At 67.9% G+C, this 14,903-nt stretch carries 25 protein-coding genes; 1 reads left to right on the top strand and 24 read right to left on the bottom strand.

Features of this window, described 5'->3' with window-relative positions:
- Positions 1–21: 21 nt before the first annotated feature.
- The 5 genes from DEJ22_RS14530 to infA all read right to left on the bottom strand — a co-directional run bounded on the left by DEJ22_RS14530 (position 22) and on the right by infA (position 2,562).
- Positions 22–1,017 (bottom strand): DNA-directed RNA polymerase subunit alpha, encoded by a 996-nt coding sequence (locus tag DEJ22_RS14530; protein WP_111227407.1) that lies wholly within the window; start codon positions 1,015–1,017, stop codon positions 22–24.
- A gap of 205 nt (positions 1,018–1,222) precedes the next feature.
- Positions 1,223–1,621 carry a 30S ribosomal protein S11 gene (gene rpsK, locus DEJ22_RS14535; RefSeq protein ID WP_017885507.1) on the bottom strand — a complete coding sequence of 133 codons (399 nt, stop codon included), beginning with the start codon at positions 1,619–1,621 and terminating at the stop codon, positions 1,223–1,225.
- Between the two features lie 9 nt (positions 1,622–1,630).
- Positions 1,631–2,005, bottom strand: a complete 375-nt coding sequence (gene rpsM / locus DEJ22_RS14540) for a 30S ribosomal protein S13 (protein WP_058728274.1) — start codon at positions 2,003–2,005, stop codon at positions 1,631–1,633.
- 148 nt (positions 2,006–2,153) lie between these two features.
- The gene (gene rpmJ, locus DEJ22_RS14545; RefSeq protein ID WP_022903266.1) at positions 2,154–2,270 is read right to left on the bottom strand and encodes a 50S ribosomal protein L36; all 117 of its coding nucleotides are present in this window, start codon (positions 2,268–2,270) and stop codon (positions 2,154–2,156) included.
- A 70-nt stretch (positions 2,271–2,340) separates the two neighbouring features.
- Entirely contained in the window at positions 2,341–2,562 is a 222-nt protein-coding gene (gene infA / locus DEJ22_RS14550; RefSeq protein ID WP_017885509.1) for a translation initiation factor IF-1, read from the bottom strand.
- 286 nt (positions 2,563–2,848) lie between these two features.
- Between infA and DEJ22_RS14555 the strand changes: the two genes are divergently transcribed.
- Positions 2,849–4,120: an LCP family protein gene (locus tag DEJ22_RS14555; protein WP_258379636.1), complete on the top strand. Its 1,272-nt coding sequence runs from the start codon at positions 2,849–2,851 to the stop codon at positions 4,118–4,120.
- A 276-nt stretch (positions 4,121–4,396) separates the two neighbouring features.
- Here the strand turns inward: DEJ22_RS14555 and map are convergent, their stop codons facing one another.
- The 19 genes from map to rplB all read right to left on the bottom strand — a co-directional run bounded on the left by map (position 4,397) and on the right by rplB (position 14,900).
- On the bottom strand, positions 4,397–5,227 hold the full coding sequence (gene map, locus DEJ22_RS14560) for a type I methionyl aminopeptidase (protein WP_258379635.1): 831 nt from the start codon (positions 5,225–5,227) through the stop codon (positions 4,397–4,399).
- Between the two features lie 8 nt (positions 5,228–5,235).
- Entirely contained in the window at positions 5,236–5,826 is a 591-nt protein-coding gene (locus DEJ22_RS14565) for an adenylate kinase (RefSeq protein WP_111227405.1), read from the bottom strand.
- Positions 5,823–7,145, bottom strand: coding sequence for a preprotein translocase subunit SecY (gene secY, locus DEJ22_RS14570; RefSeq protein WP_111227404.1), 1,323 nt, complete (start codon positions 7,143–7,145; stop codon positions 5,823–5,825). Before secY ends, DEJ22_RS14565 begins: the two co-directional genes overlap by 4 nt.
- A gap of 146 nt (positions 7,146–7,291) precedes the next feature.
- Entirely contained in the window at positions 7,292–7,756 is a 465-nt protein-coding gene (gene rplO, locus DEJ22_RS14575) for a 50S ribosomal protein L15 (protein WP_111227403.1), read from the bottom strand.
- Positions 7,753–7,938 (bottom strand): 50S ribosomal protein L30, encoded by a 186-nt coding sequence (gene rpmD / locus DEJ22_RS14580; protein WP_031273241.1) that lies wholly within the window; start codon positions 7,936–7,938, stop codon positions 7,753–7,755. Before rpmD ends, rplO begins: the two co-directional genes overlap by 4 nt.
- The gene (rpsE, locus tag DEJ22_RS14585; RefSeq protein WP_111227462.1) at positions 7,938–8,663 is read right to left on the bottom strand and encodes a 30S ribosomal protein S5; all 726 of its coding nucleotides are present in this window, start codon (positions 8,661–8,663) and stop codon (positions 7,938–7,940) included. Before rpsE ends, rpmD begins: the two co-directional genes overlap by 1 nt.
- Positions 8,664–8,668: 5 nt before the next feature.
- A complete protein-coding gene (rplR, locus tag DEJ22_RS14590; protein WP_111227402.1) occupies positions 8,669–9,040 on the bottom strand; it encodes a 50S ribosomal protein L18 in 372 nt (123 codons plus the stop codon).
- A gap of 2 nt (positions 9,041–9,042) precedes the next feature.
- Entirely contained in the window at positions 9,043–9,579 is a 537-nt protein-coding gene (gene rplF, locus DEJ22_RS14595) for a 50S ribosomal protein L6 (protein ID WP_111227401.1), read from the bottom strand.
- A 6-nt stretch (positions 9,580–9,585) separates the two neighbouring features.
- Positions 9,586–9,984 (bottom strand): 30S ribosomal protein S8, encoded by a 399-nt coding sequence (gene rpsH, locus DEJ22_RS14600; protein WP_058725384.1) that lies wholly within the window; start codon positions 9,982–9,984, stop codon positions 9,586–9,588.
- A gap of 180 nt (positions 9,985–10,164) precedes the next feature.
- Positions 10,165–10,755 carry a 50S ribosomal protein L5 gene (gene rplE, locus DEJ22_RS14605; protein WP_111227400.1) on the bottom strand — a complete coding sequence of 197 codons (591 nt, stop codon included), beginning with the start codon at positions 10,753–10,755 and terminating at the stop codon, positions 10,165–10,167.
- Entirely contained in the window at positions 10,755–11,114 is a 360-nt protein-coding gene (gene rplX, locus DEJ22_RS14610) for a 50S ribosomal protein L24 (RefSeq protein ID WP_111227399.1), read from the bottom strand. Before rplX ends, rplE begins: the two co-directional genes overlap by 1 nt.
- Before the next feature lie 3 nt (positions 11,115–11,117).
- The gene (rplN, locus tag DEJ22_RS14615; protein ID WP_017885523.1) at positions 11,118–11,486 is read right to left on the bottom strand and encodes a 50S ribosomal protein L14; all 369 of its coding nucleotides are present in this window, start codon (positions 11,484–11,486) and stop codon (positions 11,118–11,120) included.
- Positions 11,487–11,517: 31 nt separating this feature from the next.
- Positions 11,518–11,802: a 30S ribosomal protein S17 gene (gene rpsQ / locus DEJ22_RS14620; protein WP_058728266.1), complete on the bottom strand. Its 285-nt coding sequence runs from the start codon at positions 11,800–11,802 to the stop codon at positions 11,518–11,520.
- Positions 11,802–12,122 carry a 50S ribosomal protein L29 gene (gene rpmC / locus DEJ22_RS14625; protein ID WP_065960029.1) on the bottom strand — a complete coding sequence of 107 codons (321 nt, stop codon included), beginning with the start codon at positions 12,120–12,122 and terminating at the stop codon, positions 11,802–11,804. The genes rpsQ and rpmC overlap by 1 nt, the downstream gene beginning before the upstream one ends.
- The gene (rplP, locus tag DEJ22_RS14630) at positions 12,122–12,541 is read right to left on the bottom strand and encodes a 50S ribosomal protein L16 (RefSeq protein ID WP_066657030.1); all 420 of its coding nucleotides are present in this window, start codon (positions 12,539–12,541) and stop codon (positions 12,122–12,124) included. Before rplP ends, rpmC begins: the two co-directional genes overlap by 1 nt.
- Before the next feature lie 2 nt (positions 12,542–12,543).
- A complete protein-coding gene (gene rpsC, locus DEJ22_RS14635; RefSeq protein ID WP_111227398.1) occupies positions 12,544–13,350 on the bottom strand; it encodes a 30S ribosomal protein S3 in 807 nt (268 codons plus the stop codon).
- Positions 13,350–13,742: a 50S ribosomal protein L22 gene (gene rplV, locus DEJ22_RS14640; RefSeq protein WP_058742339.1), complete on the bottom strand. Its 393-nt coding sequence runs from the start codon at positions 13,740–13,742 to the stop codon at positions 13,350–13,352. The genes rpsC and rplV overlap by 1 nt, the downstream gene beginning before the upstream one ends.
- A 25-nt stretch (positions 13,743–13,767) precedes the next feature.
- Complete coding sequence (gene rpsS, locus DEJ22_RS14645; protein ID WP_017885529.1) at positions 13,768–14,049, bottom strand: 30S ribosomal protein S19; 282 nt, start codon at positions 14,047–14,049, stop codon at positions 13,768–13,770.
- Positions 14,050–14,060: 11 nt separating this feature from the next.
- Complete coding sequence (gene rplB, locus DEJ22_RS14650) at positions 14,061–14,900, bottom strand: 50S ribosomal protein L2 (protein ID WP_022903282.1); 840 nt, start codon at positions 14,898–14,900, stop codon at positions 14,061–14,063.
- Positions 14,901–14,903: the final 3 nt, after the last annotated feature.

The following is a 14,903-nucleotide window of genomic DNA, read 5'->3' on the forward strand; positions in this document are numbered from 1 at the left end:
CGCGTGCGCGTCAGCGCGAGGTCAGTTGCTGGACTCGTCCTCGTCGTACCCGCTGTAGAAGTGGGCGCCGTCGAATCCGGGGACGGTGTCCTTGAGGGACAGGCCGAGCTCGGTGAGCTTGTCCTTGACCTCGTCCACCGACTTCTGACCGAAGTTGCGGATGTTCATGAGCTGCGTCTCCGACAGGGCGACGAGCTCGGACACCGTGTTGATGCCCTCCCGCTTGAGGCAGTTGTAGCTGCGCACCGACAGGTCGAGGTCCTCGATCGGGGTCTGCAGCTCGTTCGAGAGCACCGCGTCGACCGGCGCGGGGCCGATCTCGATGCCCTCGGCCGCCGTGTTCAGCTCGCGGGCGAGACCGAACAGCTCGACCAGCGTGCGACCGGCCGACGCGATGGCGTCGCGCGGCGAGATCGCCGGCTTCGTCTCGACGTCGACGACCAGGCGGTCGAAGTCCGTACGCTCACCGGCACGCGTCGCCTCGACGCGGTAGGTGACCTTGAGGACCGGCGAGTAGATCGAGTCGATCGGGATCTGCCCGGCCTCGCTGAACTCCGAACGGTTCTGCGTCGCCGAGACGTAGCCACGGCCACGCTCGATCGTGAGCTCGAGCTCGAAGCGCGCGGTGTCGTTCAGGGTCGCGATGACGAGGTCCGGGTTGTGGATCTCGACGCCGGCCGGGGCGGAGATGTCCGCCGCGGTGACCTGACCGGCACCCTGCTTGCGCAGGTACGCGGTGATCGGCTCGTCGTGCTCGCTGGAGACGACGAGGCTCTTGATGTTGAGGATGATCTCGGTGACGTCTTCCTTGACACCGGGGACGGTGCTGAACTCGTGGAGGACGCCGTCGATGCGGATGCTGGTGACAGCCGCGCCGGGGATCGAGGAGAGGAGCGTGCGGCGCAGCGAGTTGCCGAGGGTGTAACCGAAGCCCGGCTCGAGCGGCTCGATGACGAAGCGCGAGCGGTACTCGGAGATCGACTCCTCGGTCAGGGTGGGGCGCTGTGCAATGAGCACTGTGGGATTCCTTTCGGCGGAGTGTCCGCTATATGACACTCGGCGGTACGACGGGGCCGACCGGGCCCCGACGGGTCTGTTGAGTTGTGATCACGCGCACCGGCGGACCCGAGGGGCCCGTCGTGCGCGATCGAACGACCAGGAATGGCCGGCCCCGCTCGCCCCGGTCAGGGGACGAGCGGGGAACGGCCGGTTGCTCCTCGCGTCAGACGCGGCGACGCTTCGGCGGGCGGCAGCCGTTGTGCGCCTGCGGGGTGACGTCGTTGATCGAGCCGACCTCGAGGCCAGCGGCCTGGAGGGAACGGATCGCGGTCTCGCGGCCCGAGCCCGGACCCTTGACGAAGACGTCGACCTTCTTGACGCCGTGCTCCTGCGCCTGACGCGCAGCGGACTCGGCGGCGAGCTGCGCCGCGAACGGCGTCGACTTGCGCGAACCCTTGAAGCCCACGGCACCCGAGGACGCCCAGCTGAGGACGGCACCCGACGGGTCGGTGATGCTGACGATGGTGTTGTTGAACGTGCTCTTGATGTGGGCCTGGCCCACGGCGACGTTCTTCTTCTCCTTGCGACGCGGCTTGCGCGCGGCAGTCTTGGGGGTAGCCATGATGATCTCCTATCGGGCCTTCTTCTTGCCTGCCACGGTGCGCTTCGGTCCCTTGCGGGTACGCGCGTTGGTCTTGGTGCGCTGACCACGCACCGGGAGACCACGACGGTGGCGGAGACCCTCGTAGCTACCGATCTCGACCTTGCGGCGGATGTCGGCGGCGACCTCGCGGCGGAGGTCACCCTCCACCTTGAAGTTGCCCTCGATGAAGTCACGGAGGGCGACGAGCTGGTCGTCGGTCAGGTCCTTGACGCGGATGTCACCGGAGATACCGGTCTCGGCGAGTGCCTGGACCGCGCGGGTACGGCCGACGCCGTAGATGTACGTGAGTGCGATCTCCACGCGCTTCTCGCGCGGGATGTCGACGCCTGCTAGACGTGCCATGTGCTGGCTGCTCCTGTTTTCGGTGGAGGTGTGGCGCAGTACCGGTGCCCGGGCCTCCGCCCCGAGGTGTCCCCCCGATCGCGGCCGAGGCCGGACCGGGGTTCTGGTACTGCGTGTTCAGTGTTGAGTTGTGGGTCCTGCTGGGAGCTCAGCCCTGGCGCTGCTTGTGGCGCGGGTTGCTCTTGCAGATCACCATGACGCGGCCCTTGCGGCGGATGACACGGCAGTGCTCGCAGATGGGCTTGACGCTGGGGTTGACCTTCATGATTGCTTCCTGTTGCTCGCTGGCTTCGTGCCCGGCGGGTTCGCCGAGCCGTTCCTTTCCAGCTCGCGGATCACTTGTAGCGGTAGACGATCCGGCCGCGGGTCAGGTCGTACGGGCTCAGCTCCACGATCACGCGGTCCTCGGGGAGGATGCGGATGTAGTGCTGGCGCATCTTCCCGGAGATGTGCGCGAGGACCTTGTGTCCGTTGGTCAGCTCAACGCGGAACATCGCGTTGGGCAGAGCTTCGAGCACCGAGCCCTCGATCTCGATGACGCCGTCTTTCTTGGCCATAGCCTCACTGTCGCTTGGTTGGATTACCGGTGTGATCCCCGAGCCGGTCTGCGGGTCGGGCGCCACGCCGAAGGGCATGACACACCAAAGATCAATCGTATGGGATGAGTGCCAGATTGCCAAGTGCTGGCGCCACGGAACCCCTCCGTCTGGGGCTCGCGGCGCACTGGCTGAGCGTTCCACAGTGGTCTGGCAGTGCGTTCGGGGCTCCGCGCTGGCTCCGCCGCCGTAGCGTTGAGCGCGCTGACCGTCCGCCGGCCACGCCGGACCACCGATCGGAGACCACGTGCCTGATGCACCCCGCCCCCTCGCCCGCCACGGCCGGCTGCCCCGCCGTCGCGCCTGGGGCACGCTGGTCGGCTTCGTCGCGTCCGCCGTCGCCGTCCTGCTCGTCAGCGGGACGAGCGTCGCGGCGATCGCGGGCGCACAGCTCGCCAGCGCGCCGCACACCGTGCAGCTCAGCACCGACGACCAGAACACCGCGGAGACGGCCGACATCACCGCGATGCAGGGCGGTGCGAACATCCTGCTCCTCGGCAGCGACACCCGTGTCGGCCAGTTCGACTCGGACGAGAACGTCGAGGGAGCCCGCAACGACGTGACGATCCTGGTGCACATCTCCCAGGACCACCAGCAGCTCACGGCGGTCAGCTTCCCCCGCGACCTCAAGGTGCCGATCCCGGCGTGCACGAACCCGGAGACCGGGACCTCGTACCCGGCGGTCGACAGTGAACTCATCAACGAGGCCCTCGGACACGGCGGGATCTCCTGCGCGGTGGACACGGTGGAGAACCTGACCGGCCTCACCATCCCCTACGCCGGACTCATCACCTTCGACGGCGTCATCGAGATGTCGAACGCGCTCGGCGGCGTCGACGTCTGCGTCGCGAAGCCGATCGACGACACCTACACCGGCCTGCAGCTCGCGGCGGGACAGCACACGCTCGAGGGCCAGGACGCCCTCGCGTTCCTGCGCAGCCGCCACGGTGTCGGCGACGGCAGCGACCTCGCCCGCATCAGCTCGCAGCAGGTGTTCCTGTCGGCGCTGCTCCGGAAGGTGACGTCGGACGGGACGCTCTCGAACCCGGTGACGCTGTACAAGCTGGCCGGAGCAGCCCTGTCGAACATGACGCTGTCCGACGGCCTCGCGCAGACCCGGACGCTCGTCGGGCTCGCGTCGACCCTGCGGGGGATGAGCACCTCGCAGATGCTCTTCGTGCAGTACCCGGTCGTCGACGACCCGAACGACACGGCGCACGTGCTCGTCGACGAGGCGGCCGCCCACGACCTCAACGTCGCGCTGCAGCAGGACCGCAAGACCTCGCTGAGCGACTCGACCACCGGGCGGGCGTCGGAGGAGTCCCCCACCGCGCAGAGCACCCCGGGCAGCGACGCGTCGGCGTCGGCACCGTCGACCGGTAGCGACACGTCGGGCGGCACCGCGGGCGGGACGCCGACGGGCGCCGCGACCGACGCCGGGACCCCGTCGGCGACGCCGCTGCCGTCGAGCATCTCTGGGCAGTCCGCGTCCGAGCAGACCTGCACCGTCGGGAACTGACCGGGGCGTCGGCCGAGCGGCCGCGCGGGGCAGGGGGTGCGGCGCCGTCCTCCCGCCACACCTGGACGGCCCGGTGCGCACCGGCGCCGGCACGGTCCGTCCGGAGGGTCGGGCGGCCGGGCCGCTGGGCCGACAGGCCGCAGGCACCGTGGTCGGGCTGCCGATGCGGGGCGGTCGGCGTTCCCGCGGGCGTGCGTTCACCCACCTGGGTGGGCCGGCCCACCGGAGCCGCTCGCGCCTCCAGGCCGGAGCAGCAGGCCGGACGGCGTCCGCTGCCTACGGCACGGGGGCCGGCGTCACGCCGAGCGGCAGGAGGCCCGAGGCACCGCCGTCCGCCGCGGTCAGCACCCAGATGCCGCCCGGGTGCACCGCCACCGAGTGCTCCCAGTGGGCGGCGTCCGAACCGTCCAGCGTGCGGATCGTCCAGTCGTCGTCGTCCGTCGAACTGTCGATCGTGCCGGCCGTGACCATGGGCTCGATCGCGACCGCCAGCCCGGGCTTCACCGCCGGGCCCGCACCGCGGACCCGGTGGTTGAAGACCGGCGGGTCCTCGTGCATGGACCGGCCGATGCCGTGGCCCGTGAAGTCCTCGACGATGCCCCAGGCACCCGTCTCGTCGATCGCGTCCTCGATCACCGCGCCGACCTCGTTGAGGGTGCGCGCGTGGGCGAGCGCCGCGATGCCGTGCCAGAGCGCACGTTCCGTGGTGTCGCAGAGCGTCTGCCGAGCGGCGGTCAGCGGGGCGTCGCCACCCGGCAGCACCGTCGTGAAGGCACTGTCACCGTTCCATCCGTCGACCTCGGCACCGGCGTCCACCGACACGATGTCGCCGGGCTGCAGCACGCGGTCGCCGGGGATCCCGTGCACGATCTCGTCGTTCACCGAGACGCACAGCGTGTGGCGGTAGCCCGGCACGAGCTGGAAGTTGGGGACACCGCCGCCGTCACGGATCGTCTGCTCGGCGATCGCGTCGAGCTCGCCCGTCGTGACGCCGGGACGGACGGCCGCGCGGACCGCGGTGAGCGCGGCCTCGGTGAGCAGCCCGGGACGGACCATCGCGCGGAGTTCCTCCGGCGACTTGTAGATCGACGGCTTGCGGCGCCGCACGAGGGGGCTCAGACGCCCGCGGTGAGCCCGCGCGAGACCAGGGCCGCCTGGATGCGGTCACCCACCTCGTCGATGCCACCCAGACCGTCGACGTCGACCACGAGCCCACGCTCGGCGTAGGCGGCCACGATCGGAGCGGTCTGCTCCGTGTAGACCTCCTGGCGACGACGGATCGTCTCCTCGTTGTCGTCGCTGCGACCCTGCTCCTCAGCGCGCTTCAGCAGGCGGGCGACGAGCGCGTCCTGGTCCGCCACGAGCTGCACGACGGCGTCGATCCCGGTGCCCTGCTCGGCGAGCAGCGCGTCGAGGTAGGCGACCTGCCCGACCGTGCGGGGGTAGCCGTCCAGCAGGAAGCCCTGCTCGGCGTCGGACTCGGCGAGCCGCGACTTGACCAGCTCGTTCGTCAGCTCGTCCGGCACGTAGTTGCCGGCGTCCATGATCGCCTTCGCCTGCAGGCCGAGCGGCGTGCCCTCGGAGACGTTCTTCCGGAAGATGTCGCCCGTCGAGATCGCAGGGACGCCGAACCCCTCGGCGATGCGACCGGCCTGGGTGCCCTTCCCGGCTCCGGGAGGTCCGACGATGATGAGACGTGCGCTCAACGGAGAAGCCCTTCGTAGTGACGTTGCTGCAGCTGCGAGTCGATCTGCTTCACGGTCTCGAGACCGACACCCACGATGATGAGGATGCTCGCGCCGCCGAACGGGAAGTTCTGGTTCGCGCCGAACAGCGCCAGTGCTGCCAGCGGGATGAGCGCGATGAGACCGAGGTAGAGCGAGCCGGGCAACGTCACCCGGGTCAGGACGTAGTCGAGGTACTCCGCCGTCGGGCGACCGGCCCGGATGCCCGGGATGAAGCCGCCGTACTTCTTCATGTTGTCGGCGACCTCTTCGGGGTTGAAGGTGATCGCGACGTAGAAGTAGGTGAAGCCGACGATGAGCAGGAAGTACAGGACCATGTAGAACCAGTTGTCACCCGAGGTCAGGTTGTTCTGGATCCAGGTCACCCACGCGGCCGGCTCGGAGCCGTCGGAGGGTTGGTTGAACTGCGCGACCAGCGCCGGCAGGTACAGCAGCGACGAAGCGAAGATGACGGGCACGACGCCGGCCATGTTCACCTTGATCGGGATGTAGGTGTTGTTGCCGCCGTAGGTACGACGCCCGACCATGCGCTTGGCGTACTGCACGGGGATGCGCCGCTGCGACTGCTCGACGAAGACGACCGCCATCATGATGACCAGGCCGACGAGGATCACGAAGAGGAAGAGCTCGAAGGACTGCGACTGCTCGATCGCCCAGAGTGCCGACGGGAACTGCGCCGCGATGGACGTGAAGATGAGGAGCGACATCCCGTTGCCGATCCCCCGCTCGGTGACGAGCTCGCCCATCCACATGATGAGGCCCGTACCGGCGGTCAGCGTGACGACCATGAGCATGATCGCGTACCAGCTGTCGTTCGAGATGATCGACGAGCAGGAGGCCGAGGCGTTCGTACCGAAGAGGGCACCGGAGCGCGCGACCGTGATGAGCGTGGTGGACTGCAGGACACCGAGCGCGATGGTGAGGTAGCGCGTGTACTGCGTCAGCTTCGCCTGGCCCGATTGGCCCTCCTTGTAGAGGGCGTCGAAGTGCGGGATGACCACGCGCAGGAGCTGCACGATGATCGACGACGTGATGTACGGCATGATGCCGAGCGCGAAGACGGAGAGCTTCAGCAGCGCGCCGCCGGAGAACAGGTTGATCAGGTCGTAGAGCCCACCGGAGGACGACGCGCTGGCGAGGCAGCTCTGCACGGCGGCGTAGTCGACGAACGGCGCGGGGATGTACGACCCGAGACGGAACAGCGCGATGATCGCGAGGGTGAAGCCGATCTTCTTGCGAAGATCGGGGGTGCGCATGATGCGCGCGACCGCTCTGAACACGAGGACTCCGAACTTCTGGGACCGGCGGCCCGATCGGGGCCGTCACGGTGTCGGTCGGCAGCACCGACCCGGCCGACGGACGACGGCCACTGTCAAGGAAACCGTAACGGCGGCCCGTGCGCAAACGCACGGGCCGCCGACGGGGGTTACTGGGAGACGGTTCCGCCAGCAGCCACGATCTTCTCGGCGGCGGACGCCGAGACCTTGTCGACCGAGACCGTCAGCGCAACGCTGATGTCACCCTGACCGAGAACCTTGACCTTCTCGTTCTTGCGGACGGCGCCCTTGGCGACCAGGTCCGCGACGGTGACGTCGCCACCGTTGGGGTAGAGCTCCGCGATCTTGTCCAGGTTCACGACCTGGTACTCGACACGGAACGGGTTCTTGAACCCGCGGAGCTTCGGGGTGCGCATGTGCAGCGGCATCTGCCCACCCTCGAAGCCGACCTTGACCTGGTACCGAGCCTTCTGGCCCTTGGTGCCACGGCCGGCGGTCTTGCCCTTCGAACCCTCACCGCGACCCACACGGGTGCGGTCCTTCTTGGCGCCCGCGGCGGGGCGGAGGTGGTGCAGCTTCAGCACCTGCACGCGCTCGTTCTTCTCGTCGCTCATGCGTCGACCTCCTCGACCTTCACGAGGTGCGCCACCGTCGCGATGTACCCGCGGTTCTGGGCGTTGTCCTCACGCAGGACCGTACGGCCGATGCGCTTGAGGCCCAGGCTGCGCAGGGTGTCGCGCTGGTACTGCTTCTCGCTGATAACGGACTTCGTCTGCGTGATCTTCAGCATCGCCATCACGCACCTGCCTTCTCGGTCGCGGCACGCAGGGCCGCGGCCTCGGCGTGGAGCAGACGAGCCGGGACGACCCGGTCGACGTCGAGGCCACGACGGCTCGCGACGGCGCGGGGCTCCTCGAGCTGCTGCAGCGCCTCGACGGTCGCGTGCACGATGTTGATGGTGTTCGACGAGCCGAGCGACTTGCTCAGGACGTCGTGGATGCCGGCGCACTCGAGCACGGCGCGGACCGGACCACCGGCGATGACACCGGTACCGGCAGCGGCCGGACGCAGGAGGACGACACCGGCAGCGGCCTCACCCTGCACCGGGTGCGGGATGGTGTTGCCGACGCGCGGGACGCGGAAGAAGTTCTTCTTCGCCTCCTCGACGCCCTTGGAGATCGCGGTCGGGACTTCCTTCGCCTTGCCGTAGCCGACACCGACGAGGCCGTTGCCGTCACCCACGACGACGAGCGCCGTGAAGCTGAAGCGACGACCACCCTTGACGACCTTCGAGACGCGGTTGATCGTCACGACGCGCTCGAGGAACTGGCTGTCGCCACCGCGGTTGTTGCGGTCACGACCCTGCTGACGGTCACGCCCACCGCCACGACGGCCGCGCTGGTCGGCGTTGTCGCGGTTGTTCGACGCGGAGCCCGCGGCGGTCTCGACGGGACGCTCGGCGACGGCGGCGGTGTCCGCTGCCGGGGCCTTGGTCTCGGCCGCTTCGTTGTTGTTCGCGATGTCGCTCACAGGTTCAGCCCTCCTTCACGGGCACCATCGGCGATCGCGGCGACGCGACCGGCGTACTTGCTACCACCGCGGTCGAAGACCACGGCCTTGACGCCGGCGGCCTTCGCACGCTCGGCGAGGAGCTCGCCGACGCGACGGGCCTTGGCCGTCTTGTCGCCGTCGAACGAACGGAGGTCGGCCTCCATCGTCGACGCGCTGGCCAGGGTGTGGCCCTTCGCGTCGTCGATGACCTGGACGAACACGTGACGCGACGACCGGGTGACAGCGAGACGCGGACGCGCCTCGGTGCCGGTGATCTTCTTGCGGAGACGGTTGTGACGACGCGCCTTGGCGGCCGACTTGCTCTTTCCTCGGATACCGAGAGCCATGATCACTTACCTGACTTTCCGGCCTTGCGGCGCACGACCTCGCCTGCGTAGCGGACACCCTTGCCCTTGTAGGGCTCGGGCTTGCGCAGCTTGCGGATGTTGGCAGCCACCTCGCCGACGGCCTGCTTGTCGATGCCCGACACGGTGAGCTTGTTGTTGCCCTCGACGGCGAAGCTGATGCCTGCCGGCGGCTCGACCGTGATGGGGTGGGAGTAGCCGAGCGCGAACTCGACGTTGCTGCCCTTGGCCTGCACGCGGTAACCGGTGCCGACGACCTCGAGGCCCTTGGAGTAGCCCTGGGTCACGCCGACGATGTTGTTCGCGATGAGGGTACGGGTCAGGCCGTGCAGGGCACGGGACTCGCGCTCGTCGTCCGGGCGGGTGACGAGGACCTGGTTCTCCTCGACCTTGGCCTGGATGGGCTCGGCGACGACGAGCGCGAGCTCGCCCTTCGGGCCCTTGACCGCGACGGTCTGACCGTCAACGGAGACGGTCACGCCTGCGGGGATGTCGATGGGAAGACGTCCGATACGAGACATTGTCGGTCACCACACGTAGGCGAGGACTTCCCCACCCACGCCCTTCTGCTCGGCTTCACGGTCGGTGAGCAGTCCCGACGAGGTCGAGAGGATCGCCACGCCGAGGCCACCGAGGACCTGGGGGATCTCCGTCGACTTCGCGTAGACCCGGAGACCGGGCTTCGAGACGCGCTTGATGCCGGCGATCGAACGCTCGCGCTCGGGGCCGTACTTCAGGTCGATCGTGAGGGTCTGCCCGACGCGGGCGTCCTCGATCTTCCACTCGCTGATGTAACCCTCGCGCTTGAGGATCTCGGCGATGTTCTTCTTCAGCTTGGAGCTGGGGAGCGAGACGGCGTCGTGGTGCGCCGAGTTCGCGTTCCGCAATCTGGTCAGCATGTCTGCGACCGGATCGGTCATCGTCATGATGGTCGTCCATTCTTCGCCTGGTTTCGACACCCGTTCCACGAATGCCGACCTGAGCGATCGGGGTGGTCTCCGAGCGGTTCCCGGAGACCTGGAGGCCGACGGCTGACGCCGACGACCGGTGTTCGTGCGTGCGGGCCGGAGGACGTGAATCCTCCGGCCCGCAGCGCCCGGACTATCTTAGACCGTCTGGTCGGCCGAACGGAACGGGAAACCGAGCTGGCGGAGCAGCGCGCGGCCCTCGTCGTCCGTCTTCGCGGTGGTCACGACGGTGATGTCGAAGCCACGCACGCGGTCGATGCGGTCCTGGTCGATCTCGTGGAACATCGACTGCTCCGTGAGACCGAACGTGTAGTTGCCGTTCCCGTCGAACTGCTTGTCGCTGAGACCGCGGAAGTCGCGGATGCGGGGCAGTGCGAGGGTGACGAGGCGGTCGATGAACTCCCACGCACGGTCACCGCGGAGGGTGACGTGCGCACCGATGGCCTGGCCCTCACGCAGCTTGAACTGCGCGATGGACTTGCGGGCCTTCGTCACGACCGGCTTCTGACCCGTGATCGCCGTGAGGTCCTTGACGGCCCCGTCGATGATCTTCGAGTCGCGAGCGGCCTCACCGACACCGGTGTTCACGACGACCTTGACCAGGCCGGGGACCTGGTTGACGTTCGCGTACCCGAACTGCTCGGTGAGGGCAGCCTTGATCTCGTTCTTGTACTTCTGCTTGAGGCGCGGCTCGACCTTGGTCGCCGGCGCGGCAGTCGTGTCGGTCATCAGAGCTTCTCACCCGACTTCTTGGCGTAGCGGACGCGGACGGTCTTCTTCACGCCGTCCTTCTCCACCTCTTCGTTGCGGAAACCGACGCGGGTCGGCTTCCCGGTCTTCGGGTCGACGACGGCGACGTTCGAGACGTGGATCGGAGCCTCGTGCTGCTCGATGCCACCGGTCTTCGAACCACGCTGCGTCTGGCCGACGCGGACGTGCTTCGTGACGAAGTTCACGCCCTCGACGACGACCCGGTTCTTGTCCGTGAGGACCTCGATGACCTTGCCCTGCTTGCCACGGTCGCCGCCACGCTCCTGCTTGGCGCCCGTGATGACCTGGACGAGGTCACCCTTCTTGATGTTCGCCATGGCTTACAGCACCTCCGGCGCGAGCGAGATGATCTTCATGAACTTCTTGTCACGGAGCTCACGACCGACCGGACCGAAGATGCGCGTACCGCGCGGGTCGCCGTCGGCCTTGAGGATCACTGCCGCGTTCTCGTCGAACTTGATGTAGGAGCCGTCCTGACGACGGGTCTCCTTCTTGGTGCGAACGATGACCGCCTTGACGACGTCACCCTTCTTCACGTTGCCGCCGGGGATGGCGTCCTTCACCGTGGCGACGATGACGTCACCGAGGCCGGCGTAGCGACGACCCGAGCCACCGAGCACGCGGATGGTCAAGATCTCCTTGGCACCCGTGTTGTCGGCGACCTTCAGGCGGGATTCCTGCTGAATCACTGCTGTCTCCTATTCCGAAGCAGGCCGGGGCCTACTTGGCCTTCTCGAGGATCTCGACCAGGCGCCAGCGCTTGGAGGCGCTGAGGGGACGGGTCTCGCTGATCACGACGAGGTCGCCGACACCGGCGGTGCCGAGCTCGTCGTGGGCCTTCACCTTGGACGTGCGGCGGATGATCTTGCCGTAGAGCGCGTGCTTCACGCGGTCCTCGACCTCGACCACGATGGTCTTGTCCATCTTGTCGCTCGTCACGTAGCCGCGACGCGTCTTGCGGTAGCCGCGGGTCGAGGCGGCGGAGTTCTTCTCTTCGTTCGCCATCAGTTCTCCTCGGCGGTAGCGGCCTCGGTCGACTCGGCCGGCTTGTCAGCCTTCTTCGTCGTCTTCTTGGCCTTGGTGGCGGTCTCGACGGGCGCGGGGGTGGCACGGATGCCGAGCTCGCGCTCGCGGAGGACGGTGTAGATGCGTGCGATGTCGCGCTTGACGGCACGGAGACGACCGTGGCTCTCCAGCTGGCCGGTGGCCGACTGGAAGCGGAGGTTGAAGAGTTCCTCCTTGGCCTTCTTCAGCTCGTCAGCGAGACGCTCGTTCTCGAAGGTGTCGAGCTCCGTCGGACGGAGCTCCTTGGAACCGATCGCCATTATGCGTCGCCCTCCTCGCGCTTGATGATGCGTGCCTTGAGGGGCAGCTTGTGGATTGCACGGGTCAGCGCCTCGCGAGCGATGTCCTCGCTGACGCCGGAGAGCTCGAAGAGCACACGACCCGGCTTGACGTTGGCGACCCACCACTCGGGCGAGCCCTTACCGGAACCCATGCGGGTCTCAGCCGGCTTCTTGGTGAGCGGACGGTCCGGGTAGATGTTGATCCACACCTTGCCGCCACGCTTGATGTGACGCGTCATGGCGATACGAGCGGACTCGATCTGACGGTTGGTCACGTACGCCGGGGTGAGGGCCTGGATACCGAAGTCGCCGAAGCTGACCTTGGTGCCACCGGTGGCCTGACCCGAACGCTTCGGGTGGTGCTGCTTGCGGTGCTTGACTCGACGGGGAATAAGCATGGTTACGCCTCAACTCCTGCGCCGGCCGGCGCGTCCTGCGGGGCCTGCTGCTGGCGGCCGCCGCGGTCGCCGCCACGGCGGTCCCCACGCTCGCCGCGCTCGCCACGCGGGCCGCCACGACGCTCGGGGCGCGACGAACGCTGGTTCGCCTGCTCGCGAGCGAGCTCCTTGTTCGTGATGTCGCCCTTGTAGATCCAGACCTTCACGCCGATGCGGCCGAACGTGGTCCGGGCCTCGTAGAAGCCGTAGTCGATGTTCGCGCGGAGCGTGTGCAGGGGCACACGGCCCTCGCGGTAGAACTCCGAGCGCGACATCTCGGCGCCGCCGAGACGGCCCGACACCTGGATCCGGACGCCCTTGGCGCCGGCGCGCTGTGCACCCTGCAGGCCCTTGCGCATGGCGCGACGGAACGCGACACGGGCGGAGAGCTGCTCGGCGATGCCCTGCGCGACGAGCTGGGCCTCGGTCTCGGGGTTCTTGACCTCGAGGATGTTGAGCTGGATCTGCTTCTTGGTGAGCTTCTCCAGCTCGCCACGGACGCGCTCCGCCTCGGCGCCACGGCGACCGATGACGATGCCCGGACGCGCGGTGTGGATGTCCACACGGACGCGGTCACGGGTGCGCTCGAGCTCGATGCGGGCGACACCGGCGCGGTCGAGGGTCTTCTTCAGGTACTCGCGCACCTTGATGTCCTCGGCCACGTAGTCGGCGTAGCGCTGACCCTGCTTCGTGCTGTCGGTGAACCAGTGCGAGACGTGGTCCGTCGTGATCCCGAGACGGAAACCGTACGGGTTGACCTTCTGGCCCATTAGTTGCTCGCCTTCTTGCTCGTCGCGGCAGCCTCGACCTCGTCCGGCGTCGCGAGGACGACCGTGATGTGGCTGGTGCGCTTGTTGATGCGGAAGGCCCGGCCCTGGGCGCGCGGCTGGAACCGCTTCAGGGTCGTGCCCTCGTCGACGAAGACGCGGCTCACGTAGAGGTCGCGCTCGTCGAGGAAGCTGTTCGTCGAGTCCGCCTTGACACGTGCGTTGGCGATCGCCGAGGCGACCAGCTTGTACACGGGCTCCGAAGCGGCCTGCGGGGCGAACTTCAGGATGGCGAGCGCCTCGTGGGCCTGCTTGCCGCGGATCAGCTCGATGACGCGACGGGCCTTCTGAGGCGTGACGCGGATGTGTCGCACGCGTGCGATCGACTCCACCATTTCGTTCCTCCTCTGCGTCCCCGCGTTAGCGGCGACGGCCCTTCTTGTCGTCCTTCACGTGACCACGGAAGGTGCGGGTCGGCGCGAACTCGCCGAGCTTGTGACCGACCATCGACTCGGTGACGAACACCGGGATGTGCTTGCGGCCGTCGTGCACGGCGATCGTGTGGCCGAGCATGTTCGGCACGATCATCGAGCGACGCGACCACGTACGGATCACGTTCTTGGTGTTGGCCTCGTTCTGCGTGACGACCTTGCGGAGCAGGTGCTCGTCGACGAAGGGGCCCTTCTTCAGACTGCGTGGCATCTTCTGAACTCCTACTTGCGCTTCTTGCCGGCGTTACGGCGACGGACGATGAGCTTGTCGCTCGGCTTGTTCGGCTTGCGCGTACGACCCTCGGCCTGGCCCCAGGGGCTGACCGGGTGACGACCACCGGACGTCTTGCCCTCACCACCACCGTGCGGGTGGTCGACCGGGTTCATCGCGACACCACGCACGGTCGGGCGGACGCCCTTCCAGCGCATGCGGCCGGCCTTGCCCCAGTTGATGTTGGACTGCTCGGCGTTGCCGACCTCGCCGATGGTGGCGCGGCAGCGGGCGTCGACGTTGCGGACCTCGCCCGACGGCAGACGGAGCTGCGCGTAGGGGCCGTCCTTGGCGACGAGACGCACCGAGGCACCGGCCGAACGCGCCATCTTCGCGCCGCCACCGGGGCGGAGCTCGATCGCGTGGATGACCGTACCCACGGGGATGTTGCGCAGCGGCAGGTTGTTGCCGGGCTTGATGTCGGCGCCGGGGCCCTGCTCGACGACGTCGCCCTGCTTGAGCTTGTTCGGCGCGATGATGTAGCGCTTCGTGCCGTCGACGTAGTGCAGCAGCGCGATGCGCGCGGTGCGGTTCGGGTCGTACTCGATGTGCGCGACCTTGGCGTCCACGCCGTCCTTGTCGTGACGACGGAAGTCGATCACGCGGTACTGGCGCTTGTGGCCACCACCGATGTGGCGGGTGGTGATGCGGCCCGAGCTGTTGCGGCCACCGGTCTTCGGCAGCGGACGAAGCAGCGACTTCTCCGGCGTCGAACGGGTGATCTCAGCGAAGTCGGCGACCGACGAGCCGCGACGACCAGGGGTCGTCGGCTTGTAGTTACGAATAGCCATGAT

Source organism: Curtobacterium sp. MCSS17_007, from assembly GCF_003234175.2.
In the GTDB taxonomy this organism is placed as follows: domain Bacteria; phylum Actinomycetota; class Actinomycetes; order Actinomycetales; family Microbacteriaceae; genus Curtobacterium.